At 52.3% G+C, this 21,581-nt stretch carries 15 protein-coding genes; 9 read left to right on the top strand and 6 right to left on the bottom strand.

What is annotated here, in order from left to right; all coding sequences use genetic code 11:
* Positions 1-253: 253 nt before the first annotated feature.
* The 3 genes from HFP08_RS20315 (at position 254) to HFP08_RS20305 (ending at position 8,523) form a co-directional block, all read left to right on the top strand.
* Positions 254-5,506, top strand: a complete 5,253-nt coding sequence (locus HFP08_RS20315) for an Ig-like domain-containing protein (RefSeq protein WP_168122444.1) — start codon at positions 254-256, stop codon at positions 5,504-5,506.
* Positions 5,507-5,905: 399 nt separating this feature from the next.
* Positions 5,906-7,033: an IS110 family RNA-guided transposase gene (locus HFP08_RS20310; protein WP_168122443.1), complete on the top strand. Its 1,128-nt coding sequence runs from the start codon at positions 5,906-5,908 to the stop codon at positions 7,031-7,033.
* A 716-nt stretch (positions 7,034-7,749) separates the two neighbouring features.
* Positions 7,750-8,523 carry a cohesin domain-containing protein gene (locus tag HFP08_RS20305; RefSeq protein WP_168122442.1) on the top strand — a complete coding sequence of 258 codons (774 nt, stop codon included), beginning with the start codon at positions 7,750-7,752 and terminating at the stop codon, positions 8,521-8,523.
* Positions 8,524-8,526: 3 nt separating this feature from the next.
* On the opposite strand, the gene HFP08_RS20300 is transcribed toward HFP08_RS20305, so the two are convergent.
* Together HFP08_RS20300 and HFP08_RS20295 are read right to left on the bottom strand one after the other, a co-directional pair.
* On the bottom strand, positions 8,527-9,204 hold the full coding sequence (locus tag HFP08_RS20300) for a DUF7002 family protein (RefSeq protein ID WP_168122441.1): 678 nt from the start codon (positions 9,202-9,204) through the stop codon (positions 8,527-8,529).
* Between the two features lie 83 nt (positions 9,205-9,287).
* A complete protein-coding gene (locus HFP08_RS20295; protein ID WP_206109296.1) occupies positions 9,288-9,791 on the bottom strand; it encodes an SLAC1 family transporter in 504 nt (167 codons plus the stop codon).
* 61 nt (positions 9,792-9,852) lie between these two features.
* On the opposite strand from HFP08_RS20295, the gene HFP08_RS20290 reads away from it, so the two are divergent.
* Positions 9,853-10,743, top strand: a complete 891-nt coding sequence (locus HFP08_RS20290) for a multicopper oxidase family protein (RefSeq protein WP_168122440.1) — start codon at positions 9,853-9,855, stop codon at positions 10,741-10,743.
* Between the two features lie 183 nt (positions 10,744-10,926).
* Positions 10,927-11,319: an IDEAL domain-containing protein gene (locus HFP08_RS20285; RefSeq protein WP_168122439.1), complete on the top strand. Its 393-nt coding sequence runs from the start codon at positions 10,927-10,929 to the stop codon at positions 11,317-11,319.
* A gap of 96 nt (positions 11,320-11,415) precedes the next feature.
* Here the strand turns inward: HFP08_RS20285 and HFP08_RS20280 are convergent, their stop codons facing one another.
* The 3 genes from HFP08_RS20280 to HFP08_RS20270 all read right to left on the bottom strand — a co-directional run bounded on the left by HFP08_RS20280 (position 11,416) and on the right by HFP08_RS20270 (position 15,338).
* Positions 11,416-11,832 carry a TerB family tellurite resistance protein gene (locus HFP08_RS20280; RefSeq protein WP_206109295.1) on the bottom strand — a complete coding sequence of 139 codons (417 nt, stop codon included), beginning with the start codon at positions 11,830-11,832 and terminating at the stop codon, positions 11,416-11,418.
* Between the two features lie 106 nt (positions 11,833-11,938).
* Positions 11,939-13,549 (bottom strand): response regulator transcription factor, encoded by a 1,611-nt coding sequence (locus HFP08_RS20275; RefSeq protein WP_168122437.1) that lies wholly within the window; start codon positions 13,547-13,549, stop codon positions 11,939-11,941.
* Positions 13,536-15,338 carry a cache domain-containing sensor histidine kinase gene (locus tag HFP08_RS20270; RefSeq protein WP_168122436.1) on the bottom strand — a complete coding sequence of 601 codons (1,803 nt, stop codon included), beginning with the start codon at positions 15,336-15,338 and terminating at the stop codon, positions 13,536-13,538. Before HFP08_RS20270 ends, HFP08_RS20275 begins: the two co-directional genes overlap by 14 nt.
* Before the next feature lie 240 nt (positions 15,339-15,578).
* Here HFP08_RS20270 and HFP08_RS20265 point away from each other — a divergent pair, with 240 nt between their 5' ends.
* The 4 genes from HFP08_RS20265 (at position 15,579) to HFP08_RS20250 (ending at position 21,030) form a co-directional block, all read left to right on the top strand.
* A complete protein-coding gene (locus HFP08_RS20265; protein ID WP_168122435.1) occupies positions 15,579-17,126 on the top strand; it encodes an extracellular solute-binding protein in 1,548 nt (515 codons plus the stop codon).
* Positions 17,127-17,234: 108 nt separating this feature from the next.
* Complete coding sequence (locus tag HFP08_RS20260; protein WP_168122434.1) at positions 17,235-18,143, top strand: ABC transporter permease; 909 nt, start codon at positions 17,235-17,237, stop codon at positions 18,141-18,143.
* 14 nt (positions 18,144-18,157) lie between these two features.
* On the top strand, positions 18,158-19,024 hold the full coding sequence (locus HFP08_RS20255; RefSeq protein ID WP_168122433.1) for a carbohydrate ABC transporter permease: 867 nt from the start codon (positions 18,158-18,160) through the stop codon (positions 19,022-19,024).
* A gap of 107 nt (positions 19,025-19,131) precedes the next feature.
* Entirely contained in the window at positions 19,132-21,030 is a 1,899-nt protein-coding gene (locus HFP08_RS20250; RefSeq protein WP_168122432.1) for a heparinase II/III domain-containing protein, read from the top strand.
* Between the two features lie 68 nt (positions 21,031-21,098).
* Here HFP08_RS20250 and HFP08_RS20245 read toward each other — a convergent pair whose 3' ends face one another.
* The gene (locus HFP08_RS20245) at positions 21,099-21,449 is read right to left on the bottom strand and encodes a hypothetical protein (RefSeq protein WP_168122431.1); all 351 of its coding nucleotides are present in this window, start codon (positions 21,447-21,449) and stop codon (positions 21,099-21,101) included.
* Positions 21,450-21,581: the final 132 nt, after the last annotated feature.

The raw sequence follows: 21,581 nt of genomic DNA, 5'->3' as shown, positions 1-21,581 counted from the left end.
GCAATAACGGCTAAAAAGAATCATGGAGCCGGATTTGCAGAGCGTTTGGACGTAATTGAAGTGTTTCGAGGATGCCGGCGGAGGTATAATGAGAGCGCCTGGCAAGGTTGAGAAAGCACCAGGTTATATGAAAGCGCTTTAAAGAGGTTTTGATGACGTGGAAGTGAATGATCAAGCGCTTTAAGCGAGGCGGATCATTCGATTCGGGAAGGAGGCTAGAACGGCTTGTGCCGAACAGTCAGCAGCAGCAAAAATGGATAAAGGGAAAGGTTGGTGCATTGTATTGAGAAGCAGAGGAAAACGATGGTTGTCGATTCTGGTCGTGTTCACTTTGATTGTCAGCACGTTAATGACCACAGGAACACCGGCATATGCGGACGCGCCATGGGGGGATTCAGGCGATCTGGCCGCGGAGGAATTCGATAGCACAACGACGGGCTCCAAGCCGGCGGGAGGAGAGTGGTTCTACTCAGAGAACAACGGAACCGTTGCCGTGGCGGAGGTGCCTGACGCAGCAAACAAGAGCTTGAAGATTGAGCGTACAGCAACAGACACCTCAACGGGTCTGTATGCCCGGCATATGCTGGGCACGGCGCTGGAGGGGCAGTATGTCGTACGAACGAGGATTATGGCCGCTCAGACGAACGCCACTATTATCGGTATGCAGCTGAGATCTTCGGATAACAAGGAGCTGGCGACGGTTGTGTTTCAGTCGGATGGCAGCATCCGTACACAGCTGAGCAGCGGCACCATTAATATGCAGTCATATGCCGCTGATACCTGGTACGATATTATGGCGGTGATCGACACCGATAATCGCCAGTACAGCCTTTGGATCAACGGCGTGAAGAAGGTCGGGCCGATTGACTTCAAGAATGTCGATGCGGCTAACTTAAAGAAGACAGACTTCCAAGTATACCGTACGACGCTGGGGACAGCCTACTTCGACGACTTTAATATTTACACCCATCAAGTAGAGCTGGATACGGTGTCGATGACACTTGCGCCTGGCGACAGCGAGGAGCTTGGCGCAGCCGTCCTGCCGGCATGGAGCGAGCTGCAGGGAGTGACGTGGTCGTCAAGCGATAACGACGTTGTGCGGGTGGACGCGAGCGGAGCGGTCACAGCATGGGGAGAGGGGACGGCGGTCATTACAGCCACTTCGCTCGGCGGCGCGACGGAACAATGTACGGTAACGGTTCCTGCCGGACCGCCTGTAGCTGTGAACGGCATCTCGCTTAGTCAGGGGGATACCCTTCTGTATACAGGGGAAACGCTGGAAGTGGAGGCATTGCTTGATCCGTTCTACGCGACGAACAAGGAGGTGGACTGGCAGTCCAGCGAGCCGTCGATCGTATCGGTTGTGCCGAATGGGAGCACCGGTCTGGCTACATTGACAGCGCTGCAGGCTGGCGTGAGCACCATATCCGTCGTAAGCGATGACGGCAACTACACGGATAGCATAGAGGTAACTGTGAAGACGGGCGGCGATCTGTTCCAGGAGCGATTCGATGCTTACGCTCCGGGCACGCAGCCAAGCTCGCTCAGCATTCCGAGCGCGGCGGGCGTATCCACAGTTGTAGCGGATAATCCCTACACATCGGGACGAAGCCTGAAAATCGAGAAATCGGAGCCGACTTCAAGCAGCTATCTCGTTTCGAAGTCTCTGCCTGCGGGCCATACGAAGATGAAGGTATCCTTCCAGGCGATGGTCAAGCAGACCGATGCGGTTGTCTATGCGGCGGTTGCGCGCAACAGCGCAGGCAATGCGCTCCTCTATGTGGATTTCCACAGCAATGGCAAAATCATGGTGATGAATGGCGGCTCTTGGGAGGAGATTCAGCCGTATGAGATCAATCGCCGGTATCAATTCGATCTCGCTTTCAATGGGGATACCGACACCTATGATCTCTATATCGACGGTGTGCCGAAGCGCCTCGGATCGAATATGCTCGCATCGGCGGACGAGATCAGCAAAGTTCAGTTCGGCATATATGGACAGGATGTCGGCACCGCTTATTTCGACGAGCTTCACTATTACAGCTACCAGGCCGTTACGGGCTTCGAACTGTCAGGCGCTGTACCTGCGACCTTGACCTTGAACAATTCCGTTGCGCTGAAGCCCGACTTCGCACCTGCCGAGCCGACCTTCAATGCCGTTCAGTGGAGCAGCAGCGATACGGACGTGCTCGTCGTCGACGAGCTCGGCAATGCTTCGGGCATTGCCGAAGGCTACGCCACGCTTACGGGCACGACAGTGGACGGCGAGCTGACGGACAGTCTGCTGATTGAAGTGGTCGATCGCGCTCCGACAGGCGTGGCGGTGGATGCCCCGGCGGTGAGCTTGCCGCTTGGTTCGGACCGTCTTCTGTCGGCGTCGGTACTGCCTGCAGATGCGAGTCATAAGGAGGTAACGTGGAGCAGCAGCAATACGGCGGTGGCCACGGTGAACGACGAAGGCCGGGTGACAGCGGTTGGCGCAGGCTCTGCTCTGATTACGGCGACCGCGACGACGGGCAGCTATACGGCAACCAGTACGGTGACTGTGGTGAACCGCTCGGTACAGGCGACTTATTATGTATCGCCTGCCGGCAGCGATGACAACCCGGGCACCGAGTCGCTCCCGTTCCAGACCGTGCAGAAGGCCAGAGATACGATACGTTCCATCAATGCGGATATGACGGGCGATATCGTCGTCTATCTGCGTGAAGGCGATTATAATCAAACGTCGACGCTGCTTATGGATGAACGGGATTCCGGAAGCAACGGGTACTGGGTCATCTATCGGGCGTATGACGACGAGAAGCCGGTGATTGAAGGAGGCAGGCCTATTACAGGCTGGACGTTGTTTGATGCGGGAGCGAACATCTACAAGGCGTCCGCTGGAGGGGATATTGAGACCCGTCAGCTCTACGTGAACGGCATCCGCGCCGTGAGAGCCCGAAGCGAGGGCGGATTGACGAATCCGCTGAGGACAACGGCTGGCTACACCTCCGACAATACCGAACTGGCTAGCTGGAATAACATTAGCGATGTGGAGTTTGTCTACAAGGCGCAGTGGACTAATCCGCGCATAGGCATCGACACCGTCTCGCTGGATAGCGGCAAGGCAGTCATTACGATGAAGCAGCCGGGCTGGGATTATGTCACGCAAAGGCCGTCGGTGGTTAATCCCTGGTATGTGGAGAATGCATACGAGCTATTGGATGAGCCGGGAGAGTGGTATCTCGACCGGACGACCGACACCTTCTATTATAAGCCGAGGCCTGGAGAGACGATGAGCACGGCTACTGTGGTCGCGCCGGTCGTCGAGGAACTGGTTCGTATCGAAGGAACGACGCTCGATACGCCGGTGGACGGCATTCACTTCGAGGGATTGACCTTCTCTTATACGACCTGGCTGCGTCCGAGCAGCGATCTGGGTCATGCAGACGCTCAGAATAATTTGCTCCGTTACGGGGTGGACAAGCTGCCGATCGGAGCGGTGACTGTAGAGAAGGCCGCTCATATTGTGTTCGAGCGCAATGAATTCTCGAAGATAGGCATCATGGCCATCAAAATGGTGAACGGCGTGCAAGAGAGTCTGATTCGCGGCAATCGCTTCTTCGATTTGTCCGGGGGAGCGATTAATGTAGGCGAGACAACCAAGCTTGACAACGAGATCTCGAACCCCTCCGATCCTCGGAAGCTGCTCAAGAATGTCGATATCGAGAACAACTATATCCATGATGTAGGGATCGACTATCGTTCGTCCGCAGCTATCGGGCTTGGCTTCGTCGTGGATGCGGATATCAGTCATAATGAAATCTTCAACATTCCTTACGATGGCATCACGATTGGCTACGGACTGGCGCATGTGACGAGCTCGGCGCTGCGCAACGCGAAGATTCACGCCAACTTCATTCATGATCTGCTCGGTGAGCAAATCTATGATGGCGGCGCGATCTATACGCTCGGCGGCACGGGTGGCACGGTGGAGAACAAGAATGAGATTACGGAAAACTATCTGCGCAACCAGATGAATCGTTACGGCGTCATCTATCATGACGAGGGCTCGACGTTCTGGAAGACGAAGAACAATGTCATCGATACGACCGAGACGCCGGTATGGGACGAGATTTTCCCGGCGACCTGGGGCTTCATTAACGGCACGCTCACCAGTCATGACATTCTGCTGGATACGAACTATACGACAACGTCGCTGGTCAAGACAGTGGGCGAGTCTGTCTATGAGGTGAACACGCAAGTGTATCCCGATGCGATGTGGCCGGCAGCAGCGCTGACGATTATCGCGAATGCGGGACTCGAGCCTGCCTATAGCGATCTCGCCGATGATACGCCGGAACGCATCGTGCTGCCGGAGAAGCTGGAGCTGGAATCGTCAAGCGGGTATCAGCTTGCCGTGACGGCGACGACGGGCAAAGACGTACCGGTCAGCCTCGCGGGCGCAACGATCTATTATACCAGCGAAGACGAGGCGGTTGCAGAGGTCGATGCCAGTGGATACGTGGAAGCGAACGGCCCTGGCGCAACTCATATCGTCGTGCATGTACGGGCAGGCGAGATGCAGTGGGAACGATCGATTCCCGTCTATGTGGACGATGAGTTCGGTCGAATCGAAGTCTACTATGTCATTAACAAGGCGAAATCGTTCATAGATGATGAATACGAAATCCTACGCGGCGAGGAGAGGCAACTGGTGGTCGAAGCGAAGTCGCTGTATGGTCAGACGATGGAGTTCACAGGATTGTCTTTTGCGAGCAGCAATACGACAGCCGTGAATGTTGATTCGTCGGGTCTGATGACTGCGGATGCGATCGGCTTGTCGGATGTCGAGGTTACACTGACGGCAGATGGCGCAGTGCGTAACAGGACGATTGAAGTGAAAGTCATCCACTTCGGAGATCCTGCGGGTCTGGCGTATGACGCCTACTCACTTGAAGATGTCATTAATGATCCTGCTAACTGGTATGTGTCTGCGACCGGCAGCAATCTCGTGACCTCGGACACAGACAGCCTGACGATTGTCACGCCGAGCGGTTTCGCGACCTATCAAGGGGAGACCTTCGAGGATGAGCTGCTGACACTGGATCTGCAAAATAATGCGGACGGCGGCTGGCCTTCGCTCGTATTGCGCAGTCAGCAGCCGGATGAGTCATTCACCTCTGCGACCAATGATCTCTATCTCATTTGCTTCAAGAGCGATGTGATCGAGCTGCACAGGTTCAACGGCGGCGATCGAACGGTTATCTTTGGCGACATCGCAGGCTATACGAGCATTGGCGGACCTGCGATTCCGAACAATTTCATACCGCCCTACGAGTCCCACCAGGTTCAGGTAGGCGCAGTCAATGAGGCAGGAGGAGTTCGACTCATTCTGAATATCGATGGCGAGAATGTATTCTACTTCCTCGATACGGCAGCCGAGCGGATCGACGATCCGGGTTACTTTGGCTTGTATGCCAGATCGGGCAGCATGACGCTGGAGACACCTGATCTCGATTAACGAAGATGGCAATAGGAGGGTCCTTGCGGAGCAAGGATCCTCTTTCCTTCGAAATAGTGGAAAGTATATTTCTCCGGATACCGTTATTCGTTGAGCTTGCGGCTGCACACGATCGCAGCGGACCGTAGATTCGCTATTTCGGCAAATGGAGCTGTTTTTCAGATTTCGCGGACAGAGATGCACTTATTTGCGAGAAAACAGCTATTTTTTTGATTTTTTGAGGAAATAGCGTCACCTGTGTCCGCCAAATTGAGCAAACTTCGCATTTATCGCTAATAGTTATAATGAACGAAACCGACAGCGGCATTGCTTCTACGTAGGTTAATTTGGAAATAATGGAGTGTGTGAACATCCAAAAATTCAAATCAGAGCTACAAAGCAAAGGAGTCGGTTTCTACTATGAGTCTTGCCACAAAGTACATCGGATTAGACGTATCCAAGCAAAAAATCGCAATTGCAATTGCTGAAGAAGGCAAACAGGATCCTCGCTACTGGGGAAGCATTCCCCACACCAAAGAAGCCGTTCGAAAGTGGGTTGGGCAAGTACGCTCTACATCGGACGTTACATTGGAAGTGTGTTATGAAGCAGGTCCAACGGGCTACGTCCTCTATCGCTGGCTGTTAGAGATGAATGTTTCCTGTACCGTAATCGCCCCTTCCCTCATCCCTAAACGTGCGGGGGATCGGATAAAAACGGACAAAAGGGATGCGCTCCGACTGGCCCAACTGTTTCGTGCAGGGGAATTAACCGCGATTTACATTCCGACGACTCAGGACGAAGCATTGCGAGACCTCGTACGTGCAAGAGAGGATGCCAAGGAAGATTTAAATCGGCACAAGCAGCGTCTGGGCAAGTTTCTATTAAGGAACCAACTTTCTGCTCCTAGCGCTGCCTCCCCTTGGACGCATAAGTTTGAAGAGTGGCTGGATACGCTTCAGTTTGCGGAAGAAGGCCAACGTTTTGCGTTTCAGGAGTATCGAGAGAGCATACGGGAGACAAAAGAACGCATCAGGCGTTACGAAAAAGAGATCGAAAGCCAAGCAGAAATGGGGGAACAAGCTCCGCATATCCAAGCTTTTCAGGCTTTGCGCGGTGTCGCTGTGCTGACGGCTGCCACACTAGCGTCAGAAATCTGTACCATCTCACGCTTTCCAAGTGCATCAGCGTTCATGAGTTACTGCGGTCTCGTTCCCAGTGAGCGATCAAGTGGTGAGAGTCGTTGGCAAGGTCGACTGACAAAAGCGGGCAATGCTCATCTACGCAGAGTGTTGGTGGAATCGGCTTGGAGTTATCGCTACAGTCCGGCGGTAAAGCGAAAAATGAGAGAGAGGGTTACCGGTTTGCCGTCCGAAATTCAGTCTATTGCATGGAATGCGCAGCATCGCCTGCATCGGAAATACAGAAACCTGTTGCGTAAAGGAAAGCACAAGGGGACCCTCGCAGCTGCCCTTGCGAGAGAACTCGCCGGTTTTGTGTGGTCGATTGCGAAGGAAGTGGAGCGGCTTCAACAGAAGAAAGCTGTGTAAAGACAAGAACAAGACTGGGTTGAAAGGGAAGAGAAAGGGGGAGATGAGGGACCGTGATCGTTCCATGCCTCGGGGGCAAAAATGTGCAAGGTGGAGAGAGATCCGCGTGAGACGCTTGAAACAGGCCTTTCGGTCTGACAATCGAAAATAGTTAGCGGTAAGCTCTTCAGACGTATGTAGACTATGTGTGAACCCACGAATATCAGAATGCCAACCGGCGTTATTGTTTTTGCCTCCGAGCCTTGGAATGATCGTCCTTAGACAAAACATAAAGTATGAATCAAAAAAGTATGTTTTGTAACAAACCAGTTACGGCTGTGATTCCTTAAACAAGAATACCCTTTAAATTTAGCCAGTTTGAGTCTGTCTAGAAAAGGACCAGACAGACCCTTATTCAAGTGCGTCCAAAACGTAGGAGTAACACAGGCGCTTGACAGGTTTCGTTCATATCAGAGTCTCCTGTGTCCGCTTGTTTATTTCTCGAATTATGTGGGGTCCTGTCTTTGTTCGAGCTTTCTCGATCATTTTCGAGAAACGAAGCTGTTCTCTGACAAGGATTACGTCGGGCGCCTCACCTTACTTGGAATGGCGACGAGTGCGATTCCACAGCACATCTACATCATTGGTCGTCACCCCTCAGTGACGACGATGGATATTCGTTATTCACCGGGACTATATCCAAATACAATGAGATTATCGGCGACAAGGTGTTCTCTATGGACCTGCTCTACCACTATGTCAATGATGCGGAGTGGCCGGGAATCGTTCTCCGTTCGCAGAATGCGACGTTGCCCGTGCTTGGCAGCGGCGACACCTCCTACTTCATCGTGTTCAAGCTGAACAGCTGGGAGCTGCAGAAGCGGATAAACGGCGCGCAGGCTTATTTGAACAGCTATCCGAATACGTTGCTGCACAGCGACATAAGCGCGAAGCTTGATGTCGGGGCCATAGATGTGGAAGGCGGCGTGCGGGTATTCTGTTATGTGGATGGGAATAAAGTGTTTGATTTCATCGACACGGTTGATCCCATAGCGCCGGGTTATATGGGCATCGTGGCGCAAGGAGGCAAATCGGACGGCATTCGGGTACGGGAGACGAATCAGCCTGAAGCAAGTCTGCTCGGGCCGAATACAGTCAGCTCCGGCGATCCATTGACGCTGAATGTGCGTCTGGATCAATTGGCGAGCAGCGCCTATGATTTTGCTCTTCATTTGAGCTACGACAGCGACAGTCTCGAATTTACCGGCGCGACCTCGCTGGTGGATGGAGCGGCTGTTGTCGTATGGGATGATGACACGCCGGGCTTCGCAACGCTTGCTATTTCGGCTGCAATAGCCGGAGGAGATGAGCTGCTGCAGCTCCATTTCGAAGCGAAGGAGACGACCGGATTTGCGAATGTAGCATTGCCGAGCGTGATTTTGACCGACAGCAGCAATAATGAGATAGAGGCAGCGTCTTATTCGAAAACAATCTGGGTAGAAGCCTCTTAACGGTCAGAAATTGTCGAGGGGGCGCCTATATCTCTGCCATCGCTCAGGAATGTCAGGAATCGCATTGCAATAGATAGCTTGCAAATAATGGGTCAGATCCGTCACCCGATCTTCCACAAGAACCTCGCGAATATCGGAAGGCTTTGACGGCATATCATGTTCTCTGATCGCTTCAAACTGGTCGATCCCCAAAAACATACGAAGGCTTTTTCTGTACGAACAACGATTCGGGTAGCGCGGGGAGCTGCCCGAATCGTATTTCGTTAATTTGACGGAATCGTAGAAGTCGCGGATTAACGAGTACGCATCCAATTGAAGAATGGCGAAGGCTTCTTGCGGTTCTCTTCTTGAATAGGTTGTCAGCATCTTCAGACAATCGCTTCTCGTAGGCCAGAAAAAGACATGCTTGTCCAGATACTGTCGAAATTGTTGCTGCGTGGTTCCGGGGTCCATCACTTGATCCGCAATTCGCAGATGAGCATTCGCTGTAAAGGCTTTTCCGCGAAATTGAATTTCCCTGCTCGAAGTTCGTCTTTCAGCCGATAACTCGGGATCAACCGCATGGCAGGAAAACAATGCATCGCTGTGGGCGATGGAGGGCAGGTTTCGCATTCTGGTGAAATGAAACAAGGCAGTCCTATTTTTGTTTTTCGTTATTTTTAAAAGAATCGATTCCTTCATCTTGTTATTCTCCTCCGCCAAGGTTTCCTCTATTCATAACAGCAATCGCTCCTTAAACCTCGTCTGGTTGCCTCCGCTCCCGCTCAAGCCGCACCTTGAAGCAGCTTCCCATTCCACAGAATATACATCGTTCGGATAAAGAGAATAATCAAAACAACGCTTAGAAAAGCAAGAATGACGGCGGAAATCGCGATTAACAGCCAGGAATGAACGAATATCGCATATTCCAAAGCCGCATTGCTTAAGGCCGCGATCGGAAAGCTTACCGCCCACCAGGAGGGGCTGAACGGAACGGACTCCTTGAAAACTTTAAAGAACAGGACAATAAACAAGAATAAGCCAAAGTAGAACAGGAGAGATGCGAAGGAATCCATGCGCTGCAGGACGTTCGTATAACCGAGAAAGCCAACCTCGAACGGCGCGATCAAAATATCATGGAAGGCGTAAGTCCTGCCGGCAGCGGAGCATGGTGAATCAATCTGGTCAGAATCATGGTTAGGAAAAGCAAAGCGATAACGCCGCCGATCGCGAGTGCGAGCAGGTTGCTTTTTTGCATGGATTATAGCGAATACCGCAACATTGTTCAATATAAATTTTTCGCTCGCCCATACACTAATAGAAGTTAAGATATTTCGGGAGGGATGATGGATGGTTGTGACGCCAGATGTGCCGGATTTGCCTTATACGGTTATTCAAGGCCGCAAGTTTTTCGAGCTGATCGCCGAGCCTGTAGAGCGCGAGCTGCTGCCGGGCATCATCATGAAAGCATGGGGCTATAATGGTTCGACTCCGGGTCCGACGATTCGGGTGAATCACGGAGACTGGGTGACGATTAGGGTCGTTAATCGCTTGCCGGAGCCGACCACTGTGCATTGGCATGGGCTCGATGTGCCTAATGCTATGGACGGAGTGCCCGACGTTGAGCCTTCGCCGCGAATAGACCCCGATCATTTTTTCGATTATTCCTTCCGCATTACGAACCCTCCTGGCACGCATATGTACCATACCAACTACGATACGGTCATTCAACAATTAATGGGCATGAGCGGAGCTTTTATTATCGAAGATCCCGGAGAGAGCCTTTTTCAGAGAGATTATTTCCTGATGCTTCAGGAGTTTCACTTGGATGGTTTGAAGAAGGGCGTGCTTAAGGAAGGCGTATATTCCCTTAATCCGTTGGCGGATGGATTTAATTTCTTCGCCATGAACGGCCGCTGCTATCCGCATACCTCGGCTCTGCCGGTGAAGAGGGGCGAGCTTGTGCGAATTCGAATAGGGAATATCGGCATGAGCGCCCATCCCATGCATTTGCACGGTCATCAATTCGTTGTGATAGCCTCAGACGGAAACGCGATACCGCTTCCTGGAAGAGAGACTCGCAATACGCTCGCTGTTCCGAGTGGAGTGACTCATGATATTGCTTTTCTTGCCAATAACCCAGGCGTGTGGCCCTTTCACTGCCATATGCCTCATCACAGCTCGAACAACTTCACGAAGCCGACAGGGGGGATGTTCACGACGGTGTCTTATAGGGAATAAGGGTCAACGCGCAGGATAACAAATACAACGCTCATTCCACTTACATTAATAAAGTAAATATGGAATAGTTGACATCTATAACTGTAACCACTATAATTACAGTATGACAAAGCCGCAAGAGCAGAAGCAACCAGCAATGACAGTCTAACAAGCGGCTTTAAGTGAATGAAGGAGGGAATGGTTATGACTGTATCGAGCCTGGGAATCATTCAAATGGGGGATTGGATCAGCGGAACCTCCCCGTTGGATGAGCGGTTTATCGGTTTTGTAGAAGCGATCGACGCGGACAACATGATGAAGGTGTGGGTGACGCAAAGCGATCGAGAGGATATTGTAGGACAGTCGGTGAAAGCCAGATCGGCGAAGGTAAGGAAGCTTCCCGATATGTCGGAATTTTCCGCTGATGAGCTTGACGGAATGATCGATCTTGCGCTGGCAACGAAGGACGAGGCTTGGTTCCATGAACTGATGGAGCAGAAGGGCAGAAGCGAGGATGGCAGAGAGCAGCCATCAGGAAGCGCGGAGCGGACTTTCTCCGGGACGATGGGCGCGACAAACCGGCTGCGCATCGATTAAATTCCCGGTAATGCACTACTCTTATTACCGTTAATCATACGAATAGCTAACGACGTGAACTCAAGTCGTTAGCTATTTTTGTGTTGAATTATGTCGTTATCCTTCCAAAATCAGCTGCATGCCGTTAACCTTGAGCCGGTTCATCTCTTCAACCCAGGCTTTGAGCTTCTCGAAGGTTTCGAGGGAGCAGCCGAATAATTCTCGCATATGCTCTGCAATCTGCTTCTCCTCATCCGTGTAGCTGCCGTCCGCAAAGATTAGCAAGAGCATCTCGGCCAAGAAGATACGCTTTAGTCTTTCGTCCTGAAGATTGCCAATCAAATCGGATGTGGTAAGGCTCGCGCTCTTTGTGGATTCCCAACTTTCCAGGCCCAACTCGAGCATCCAGCCTCGGATATACGTTAATTCATTCAAATTAACGAAGCCGTCGGACTTTGCGATTCGATGCGCCAGCTCCAGGAAAGCTTCTTTGTGCTCGTGCTCTACAATAAAATGCAAGAACAATGCCTTCACTCCTCCTCATGCTTCCCGCTGAAACCTGAGAAAGGGCAGCGGGCATATAGATACAGTGTAATGGAGCGGAAGAGGCAATTCAACCAGCGGTCATCCTTACGTTTCATTACAGCTCTGCCGTCTTGTTGCGCGCGGCGAATTCGGAAGGCGACATGCCGGTCATTTTCTTGAACACCCGATTGAAATGCCGATAATTCGGCAAGCCGATTTCCGCGGCGATTTCATAGGTTTTGAGCGAAGTGGTGAGCAGCAGCAGCTTAGCCTTCTCAATGCGCAACTGAGTAATGTAGTGCAGGAAGCCTTCTCCTGTTTCCCGCTTAAAGCTGGCGCTGAAATAGGGCACGCTGTAATTAAAGGAAGCGGCAACCTCTTCGAGTTTGTACGGATAGCTAATGTCCTCGTGTATCGTCGCGATAATTCTGGCAATCGAAGCGCTGATATCCTTCAAGGCGCCTTGTCCGCCCGCGAGCGAGCGCTGGAAATAGGCAAGCGTCGATTCATGAACGGCGAAGAAGGTTTGGCAGGCATTCAGCTCATTTCGCAGCGCAGCTTCAAGTTTGTTTAATTCCTCGTTATTATCGCGAAGCTGAAGCACATTAAGGAAGGTTTTCAAGTAGAGCGATTTAATCTCATCCGGCTGCCAGTTGCATCTGGCGGATTCCTTGTGGAAACGCCATTTCAGCTCCTCCAGCATATCGGGCGAGCGATGCTGCTCGATGAAGATCTGCTTCAGCTCCTGCAGCCAATGGCGGTTATCCTCGGCCGGCATTGGCTGAAAAGGATTCTCCTGCTCCCAGCAGGAGAGCGGAACCTGACGAGATGTCAGGTAGAAGAACGGGAAGGAGCTCCCGGACATTTGCCTCAGCGCCGGGATGATAGAAGCAATAGGGCTGTGACTGTGGGTCAGCACGACATGTCCGTTCATTTTCAAATACGTATTGAAAGCATCGATGATTTGCTCCGGCAGCCGGCTCAAATCAAGAGAGGACGCGACCAAGGCGATAAATCGGGCCTTGTCATGAAGGATGGCCTTGTGCGGGCCGATTTGTCCCAGCAGCTCGTTCAGTACATTAATGCCGGCGAATTGCCATAGCTTAAGCTCTTCGGATTGCTCCATGGAGAAACGCAACGATTTCAAATCAAGCTCGATTAACAACGCGGATACGCCAGGCTGCTCCAGCGGGAAATCAGATTCCGCCAGCGATTTCAGCCAAGCCCGTTCCTGGCCGCGGAGCATGTCGAGAAACCGATTGCGGTCGACCTCGATTTGATTCGAGCGAAGCGTCTGTTCGAGCTGCATTTGATGCTGATGATTGGCTTGCACACGGGACTGATCCTTGATCAGAGCGGACATGGTTTCGACTAACAGCTTGGGATCCGTCAGGCAATCATCCTTGACAAGGTAGGCGGAGGCTCCGACATGAATGGCCTGCTGCGCGAAGCCGAAATCCTGATGGCAGCTCAGAATAAGGGTGAGAGGCAAACCTCCCGTTTCTCTCTTGAGCTCGCGAATCATGTCAAGTCCCCCCATTCCCGGCATTGTAATATCCGTCACGATGAGCTGCGGCGAATGCTCGCGGAATTGGCGCAAGCCTTCCTCGCCGTCGGAGGCCTCGGCCACAATCGCGAACAAATCCGAACGTTCCTGAATCATCATGCGGAATACGGTTCTTGCGGGCAGCTCGTCCTCGACGAGCAGGACGCTATAAGGGTTCATGGTGTTCCTCCTTCAGCAGGATCTTGTGGGCAGGCAGCAGGAATTGCACGGACAGGCCTTGACCCGGCTTGCTGTCAATCGAGCAAGCGATGTCGGAGCCGAATGCCAGTTGCATACGGATGACAGTGTTCATCAGTCCAATATTCTCTCGAATCTCATGCCGGGAAAGCTTCATTTGCAGTTGAAGCAGCGCCTGCTCCTCGAGACCTTTGCCGTTGTCGGCAATTTCCAGAAGCACTTGATTGCTCTCTGTCAGCCTCTTGGCTCGAATGGCTATGGTTCCTGCAGAGGACTTGGCGGGGATTATGCCATGGAAGACGGCATTCTCAACCAGCGGCTGCAGAATCAGCTTCGGAATTTGCCAATTCCGAAGCTCGGGACTTATGTCTGCGTCCAGGTGGAAGCGGCATTCGTAACGAAGCTCCAGCAGACTCAAGTAATCGCCTGTATAGCGAATTTCTTCATCGAGCGTCACATATTGATCTGCGTTTTCCATGGAATATCGCAGCAATGCCAGAAAGCTGCCCATGATCTTGTTAATCTTGTCATAATCCTTCAGGAAGGCGAACATACGAATCGTATTGACCGTATTGTACATGAAATGCGGGTTGATCTGCGATTGCAGAGCCCGGATTTCCAGCTTGCGCTTCAACTGCTCGCCTTCCTTCAATTCATCCATCGATCGATGAAGCCGGCTGCCCATCACATTCAGCATGAACCCCAGCTCGCCGATTTCATTCTCGGTATAATACGGATAGCGGGCATCGAATTCGCCCTTCATGATCGCTTTCATCTGACGCTTCACGGCCTGGAGCGGGCGGTACATATAATAGCCGAGCAGAATAACAAGAATAATGCCTGCTCCAATCAGAATGAACAGGAAATAGGAAACCGTGCTGTTAATGACGGAAGTGCTCTCCGTTAATTGCTCCAGCGGAATTTGCGAAAGCAGAATCCATCGATCGTACGTATCGGATTCGTGAATCGATATAATCGCGTTATCGAGCGTGAATTGATCGGGTTTGCCGCGAGACCTCCATTCCTCCGCGATTTGATGAATGCGCTCCCGGTTCTCGTCAAGAGACAAGCGGCTTGTCGAGGCGACAACATTCGCTTCCGGAGTAACGAGCGAGATTGACCCTTCGGAGCCAAGATCAATGCCCGAAATCATGCGCAGAAAGAAGGAATTGTCCATGGATATCATGAGCACGCCTTTGGGAGCCACACTTGAATCATAAGGAATCCGAATCAAATAGTATGTGGTGTCCAGCAGCAGCTCCGAGTCGAGAGCTGCATCCTTGTCGAGAAACAGGCTCGTCTTCCCTGAAGCCAGGAAATAATCGATGAGCGGCTTTTGCAGGGAAGCGGCATATTGGACAGGCACGCTCTTGGAGGAGAGAATCTCCTCCGTCGCTTTGGTATAGAGCTGCATCTCCTTCAAGGTTCCGTTAACGACAGCGGCGGTATTCAAGGTGGTAAGCAAATCGCGTTTCATCAACACTTCACTGAAGTAAGAGGCGTATGGCTTGAGCGCGTTGAGCACGGATGGAAAGCTGGCATATTCCAGGCTGATTTGTTGAATGCGCAGCATATTTTCCTCGATTTGGGACGAAATATGATGAACAAGCTGCGTATTAAGCTGATTCACCTGCTTCTCAACCGTTTTGTTGGATACCGAGACGGAAACGCGCGACAGCGCGATGAGCGGAATGATGGACAAGGCCAGCATCAACGCAATCAGCCGCAGATAGAAGCTTTTCTTCAGAAAGGACATAAATTCGGCGAACATGGCGCAGCCTCCGGCTTGGGTTCAATTGACATAGTGTGGAAGGAAAGACGGTATAATATACCGCCTCTCTCTTGCAAGTATAGCCGAAGGGGGTTCGAGAGGAAACGGCAACAAGACAGCATATGAAAAATGGGTACACTCTGCTTCGGTCCAGCCATGTGAATGACGATTCTGCGTCTGTATAATGACGATTAGCAAGGCAGGGAACGCTGAATACGAACAAGAAGAGGGGATAGACAAATGAAGATTAGAAGAATGCATGCCGTGATGACGGTTGGCTTGACGATGACCATGCTCCTGGCAGCCTGCTCCAGCAACAACGGCAATACCAACAACGCTGGATCGAACTCGGAAGCAGACGCAGGCCCGACTACGATCAAGGCAACGGTAATCACTTACGGCAAAGTGCCGGCGGATACGGGCAGCACGAATCAAATGAAGAGCGAGGTCGAGAAGCGAGGCAATGTGAAGCTGGATCTCGATATTATTCCTTCCGACGTATATAAGGACAAGCTGTCTGTCGCGCTTGCCTCGGGCGACAAGTATGACGCGTTGCTCATGATCGACGGCCGCAACGACGCCTTTATCAACCTGGCGAATCAAGGTGCTTTCTACGACCTGACGCCATATCTCGAAGGCGAAGAGAATTTGAACTTCATGGATCCGAAAATTTGGGACAACATCAAGGTAGACGGCAAAATCTACGGCGTGCCTCGTCCGCGTTCCTTGTATGGCAGCGGCGAATCAAATATTCTCCTTCGCAAGGATTGGCTGGACGAGTACGGGCTTGAGGTTCCTCAGACCTTGGAGGAATTGACGCATGTGCTTGAGGTGTTCAAGGAGAAGGATCCTGCGGGCAACGGGACGACGATTCCATTCGGCAATTACGCGATTACGGATACCTCGACGAGTGTAGGACCTCTCGGAAGCATGGATTCCTTCCTGTTCGCGAGCGGTGCTCCTTATCATTGGAAGGTGGAGGACGGCAAGGCCGTCTCGATGATGGAAACGCCGGAGTTCAAGGCGACGCTGGATTGGTTCAAGGATGCCTGGTCCAAGGGTCTTATTGACAAGGATGCGCCGGTATTGAAAGCGCAGCAGCAGGTTCGCGACAAATGGTGGGCGGGAACGGTCGGCGCCTTCATGGGCAATGTCGGCGATCTGGATCCGACGAAGCTGAAGGAGTCCGTACCGAATGCGGAAATTGCGATTATTCCAAATCTGATGGGACCGGACGGTCAGTCGGGCACGGTTATGGGAGCGGGCTATTTCGGCATTTGGGCGATTCCGACTTCGGTTCCTGAAGACAAGGTGCAGAAAATTGTTGATTTCCTCGATTATTCCGCATCCGAAGACGGCAACGATTTGTCCAAGACCGGCGTTATCGGCGTACATTCCTCCGGCTTCGACGAGAATGGGCTGGTGGTCGCGACCGATGAGCAGAAGCAATTAAAGACCGACGAAGGCGGTTCGGTATGGCTGCTCGAGAATCGCTACAACCCTTACAGCTATGCGAGCTCGCAAGATAAGGCATTGAAGGAGCAGCAAATGGCGGTGCTCGATGAAGGAATGAAGCATGGCGTCGAGGATCCGTTCCTCCTCTATACCTCGCAGACGCTCGCGGACAATCCGGACGCGAATCAGAAGATCAGCACGGCCGCTCTGCAATACGTGATGGGCGAGGGAGACTGGTCTGTTGTGGAAAAAGCTATCGCAAGCTGGCAGCAAGGCATTGGTCAGAAAATCAAGGATGAGTACATGGAGCAATACAGCGCGGACCGTGAGTAGGAGAAAGGTTAACAAACAGAGGAAGCTTAAAAGATAAGAGGAAACCGGCGAAGGGCAGGGATGGCATATTCCTGCTTTTCGCGGATGGGGAAAGGGGAGTGCCGCCGCATGACGGGAAGCTTGCTGTTTCGACGATTTTCGCAGCATTGGCCGATTTATTTGCTGGCCGTTCCGGGTGTCGTTTATTTTCTTGTTTTTCATTACGCTCCGATGTGGGGACTGATTCTCAGCTTTCAGAATTACAGTCCGTTCAAGGGCTTTTGGGATAGCGATTGGGTCGGTTTCGACAACTACGCCAAGTTTTTCAGTAATGACAATTTCTTTTTACTGTTGAAAAATACGCTGCTTCTCAGCTTCTATAATATGTTCGTCTTCTTCCCGTTAACGATTATTCTTGCCATCATGCTTAGCGAATTGCGGCTCAAGCTGTTTGTTCGCTTTACACAGACGGTTGTGTATATGCCCCATTTCCTGTCCTGGGTTGTCATCTACGGGATGACGATTTCTTTCTTCGGCGCAACGGGCGTATTTAATCATGCGCTGGAAGGCTGGTTCGGGGATACGATCTATTTCATGACGAGCAACGACTGGTTCCGTCCATTGGTTACATTTCAGGCCGTTTGGAAGGATGCCGGGTGGGGAACGATTATTTTCCTGGCCGCGCTTGCGGGCATTAATCCGGAGCTGTATGAGGCGGCCAAGGTTGATGGCGCGAGTCGATTCCAGAATATATGGCATGTCACGCTTCCCGCTCTGAAGAGCACGATCGTGATCCTGCTGCTGCTTCGTCTCGGCAATTCGCTGGATGCGAACTTTCAGCAAGTGTTTCTGATGTACAACAACTTGAATCATGACGCATCCAGCGTATTCGATCTGTATGTGTATCAGGTCGGCATTCAGAAGCTCAATTACAGCTTTGCCATAACGGTGGGCGTATTCAAATCCCTGGCAAGCCTGATTCTGGTCCTGTTCGCCAATTACGCCGCCAAGTGGCTGGGCGAAGAAGGAATCTTTTAAGTGGGGGTTACGATATGAAAGCACGTGCAACCTGGTTCGACGGATGTATCATCCTGATGTTGATTATACTCAATTTGCTTGTCATTGTGCCCTTCTTCTACGTCATCGTCGTTTCGTTCAGCCCGGCATCCGAATCGCTGGGCGGACAATTCTACTTGTGGCCGAAGGAGTGGAGCTTCGACGCCTATTCTTATCTGCTTGGCGCGAAGGATTTCATTCGTTCCTTCAAAAATTCGTTTATTATTACCGCGCTTGGAACGATGATCAATCTTGTCATTTCGATTTCGCTTGCCTATGCGCTCTCGAAGAGGTACTTGCCGGGGCGGCGCTTCATTCAATTAATGGTGCTGTTCACGTTGATGTTCCAAGGCGGTCTGATTCCAAGCTATCTCATCATTAAGAATCTGCATCTGGTGAATACCTATTGGGCGATTGTGCTGCCTGCGGCTACGAATGCCTTCACGGTGTTTGTCATGCGAGCCTTCTTCCAAAGCTTGCCCGAAAGCATCGACGAAGCGGCAAGAATCGATGGAGCGGGCGAGTACCGCATCCTGCTGCAAATCGTCATTCCGCTGTCCATGCCGATTATTGCGACGTTTTCGCTGTTCTTCGTTGTGCAGTACTGGAATGATTATTTCGCCTCCGTGATCTACTTGAATGACACACATCTATGGCCGTTGCAGCCGCTCTTGCGGCAGATGATCGCAAGCTCCTCGCAGATTCCGAGCGATGCGAACGTAGATCCCGGCGATTTGGCGCAATTCGGGCCGAACTTGAAAAATGCGGCGATTTTACTTGCGATGATTCCGATTATCGTCATTTATCCGTTCCTTCAGAAGTATTTTGCCAAGGGAGCTTTGCTTGGATCGGTGAAGGGATAGCTGGCGTCAGCCAGACAAGGGCGCTTGTCTCCAGGCTGCCAGAGGCTGCATGGAGCGGAGTGATTGGAATAAAGCTCGATTCTGTCATAGAGAAAGGAAGCGGGAGTATGCTTCAGGAGATCTTTACGCAAGAGAAGCTGAGGAATTCGTTGCAATCGAGAGAGGGATTTCGGCCATTCCCGAGAGCCAGCGATCGTCAGGCGTGGGAAGACTGTCCGGCTGAGCTTCGCGCGTACTGGACTTGCGAAGCGGAAGCCTGGCTCGGGCGAGAGTGGCCCGTCTCTCCCGCTATTCGGTTTCTGGATTTCAAGCGAGACGGCAACCGCTCGCGCTACGAGAAGCTGCATTTTGAACGGAGGAATGCGCTTGGACGCTTCCTGATTGCGGAATGTATGGAGAATGACGGGCGATTCGTCGAGGCGATCATCGATCTGATGTGGGCGATCTGCGAGGAGTCGTTCTGGGGCGTTCCGGCTCATAATGATCATGCGAATCCGACTCTGAAGCTGCCGGATGTCGATGCTCCGTATATCGATCTCTTCGCCTCGGAGACGGGGGCGATGCTGGCCTGGGCGCTTTATTTGCTGGAGGAGAAGCTGGACGCGTATACGCCGGAGATTGCGCGGCGGGTAAGACGCGAGCTGAAGCGAAGAATAACGGATGTCTATCTGGAGCATGACGATTTCTTCTGGATGGGCTTCCGGAATCCGCAAGCGAGGGTGAACAACTGGAACGTCTGGTGTAATTCCAATTGCCTGGCCGTGTTCCTGCTCGAGGAGCAGGATGAAGGGCGAAGGGAACTGGGAGTCGCGAAAATCATTCGCAGCATGGACCGCTTCCTGGAGAGTTACGGGGAAGATGGGGGCTGTGACGAAGGACCGGCATACTGGGGGCGGGCAGGAGGTTCGTTGTTCGATGCGCTCGAGTTGCTGTATCTGGCCTCGGGAGGCGAGCTTGATGTTTATCATGAATCGAAAATAGCGGAGATGGGTCGTTTCGTCTATCGCGTGGCTATTCACCATGATTATGTCGTCAATTTCGCCGATGGCAGGGCGCGTGCGAACCTGCCGCTCGGCACCGTCTATGCGTATGGCCGGCGAATTGGCGACGATCGGCTGATGGCGCTGGGCTCGCTGGGAGCCCGCCATGCGGGTCCGCCTTCGACAATGACGCATTTCCTTAGTCCGTTCCGCGTGCTGCAAGGCATATTTGAATATGGAGGGATGATGGAGGCTCCTTCCGTCTCGCCTTATGTTCGCGACAGCTGGCTTGGCGACATCGAGGTTATGACCTCAAGAGAGTTGGAAGAGTCGGGGCGCGGACTCTATGTTGCTGCCAAGGGCGGGCATAATGACGAGAGCCACAATCACAATGATGTCGGCAATCTCATCGTGTTCGCAGAGGGCAAGCCGATTCTCATTGATCCTGGAGCTCCCGGCTACAACGCGAAGACGTTCAGCAGCGAACGTTATACGATCTGGACGATGCAGTCCGCTTGGCATAATACGCCTGCCATCAACGGGTTCATGCAAAGGGACGGCGCCGATTTTCGCGCGACGAATACGGTGTATCGCCAGGACGGCGCTTCATCGGAGCTCGAGATGGAGCTTATGCAGGCGTATCCGGAGGAAGCGGGTGTTCGGCATTGGAAGCGCTCGATTCGCCTCGTTCGAGGAGAGTTTGCCGAGATTCAGCTCGAGGATCTCTTCGAGCTTGCGGAGCGGAGCGGGGCTGTGACGCTCCACTTCATCACGCCAAGCAAGCCGCTTGTCGGCGTAGAGAGCTTTGTATGGGATGTCGGCGGGGGCAGACGCGTAGAGATGTCATTCGACAACAGTCTTTGGCAGCCTTCCATCGAGCCGCGCGAGCTTACCGACGAAGAGAATGCCATGCAGAGCGCTTGGCATACGAAGACGCTGTACCGGCTGACTCTGCATCTGTCGGCGGATGCTTTGGCTGCACGGTCGTTGATTCGGTTGAAGATGAACGACGCGAAGAATCGTTGAGTCAAGCGTAGGTAGAAGCGCAGCGCTGGAAGCTGGCGTCGTTGTTAAATGCGACAGTTTTCTCATAGTCAGAATTTATAAAATGTCGGTGTGGAGTTGTCTGCTTTCCTGGTCGACTCGACCATGATCGGACGACGGAGATCCACTCTGCGGACTTGCGGCCCCGTAATCGCGGACTTCAGGCGCTGCAAGTCGATTTTCTCGACTTGCGGCCCCGTAACCGCGGACTTCAAGCACTGCAAGTCGATTTTCTCGACTTGCGGCCCCGTAACCGCGGACTTCAGGCGCTGCAAGTCGATTTTCTCGACTTGCGGCCCCGTAATCGCGGACTTCAAGCGCTGTAAGTCGATTTTCTCGACTTGCGGCCCCGTAACCGCGGACTTCAAGCGCTGCAAGTCGATTTTCTCGACTTGCGGCACCCTCTCCAGTCTACTAAACTGTAAATTTATTTGGCGATAAAACATTCATGACGCCGCTCCGTCACCCCAATGTATGAAAATAACTGCTATTGCATGGCATGTGGTTTCCATGTTCTCAAATTCGTCAAGACT

It is taken from the genome of Paenibacillus sp. HB172176 (assembly GCF_011947265.1).
Taxonomy (GTDB): Bacteria; Bacillota; Bacilli; order Paenibacillales; family Paenibacillaceae; genus Pristimantibacillus.
Note: the sequence above shows the minus strand (reverse complement) of the source record. Positions and strands in the feature narration are given on the sequence as shown.

What these genes read in the sequence shown, in the direction of transcription:
- HFP08_RS20315 (WP_168122444.1), top strand. Translation starts at nt 254, where the DNA reads ATGGATAAAGGGAAAGGTTGGTGCATTGTATTGAGAAGCAGAGGAAAA.
- HFP08_RS20310 (WP_168122443.1), top strand. Translation starts at nt 5,906, where the DNA reads ATGAGTCTTGCCACAAAGTACATCGGATTAGACGTATCCAAGCAAAAA.
- HFP08_RS20305 (WP_168122442.1), top strand. Translation starts at nt 7,750, where the DNA reads ATGGACCTGCTCTACCACTATGTCAATGATGCGGAGTGGCCGGGAATC.
- HFP08_RS20300 (WP_168122441.1), bottom strand. Translation starts at nt 9,204, where the DNA reads ATGAAGGAATCGATTCTTTTAAAAATAACGAAAAACAAAAATAGGACT.
- HFP08_RS20290 (WP_168122440.1), top strand. Translation starts at nt 9,853, where the DNA reads ATGGTTGTGACGCCAGATGTGCCGGATTTGCCTTATACGGTTATTCAA.
- HFP08_RS20285 (WP_168122439.1), top strand. Translation starts at nt 10,927, where the DNA reads ATGACTGTATCGAGCCTGGGAATCATTCAAATGGGGGATTGGATCAGC.
- HFP08_RS20275 (WP_168122437.1), bottom strand. Translation starts at nt 13,549, where the DNA reads ATGAACCCTTATAGCGTCCTGCTCGTCGAGGACGAGCTGCCCGCAAGA.
- HFP08_RS20270 (WP_168122436.1), bottom strand. Translation starts at nt 15,338, where the DNA reads ATGTTCGCCGAATTTATGTCCTTTCTGAAGAAAAGCTTCTATCTGCGG.
- HFP08_RS20265 (WP_168122435.1), top strand. Translation starts at nt 15,579, where the DNA reads ATGAAGATTAGAAGAATGCATGCCGTGATGACGGTTGGCTTGACGATG.
- HFP08_RS20260 (WP_168122434.1), top strand. Translation starts at nt 17,235, where the DNA reads ATGACGGGAAGCTTGCTGTTTCGACGATTTTCGCAGCATTGGCCGATT.
- HFP08_RS20255 (WP_168122433.1), top strand. Translation starts at nt 18,158, where the DNA reads ATGAAAGCACGTGCAACCTGGTTCGACGGATGTATCATCCTGATGTTG.
- HFP08_RS20250 (WP_168122432.1), top strand. Translation starts at nt 19,132, where the DNA reads ATGCTTCAGGAGATCTTTACGCAAGAGAAGCTGAGGAATTCGTTGCAA.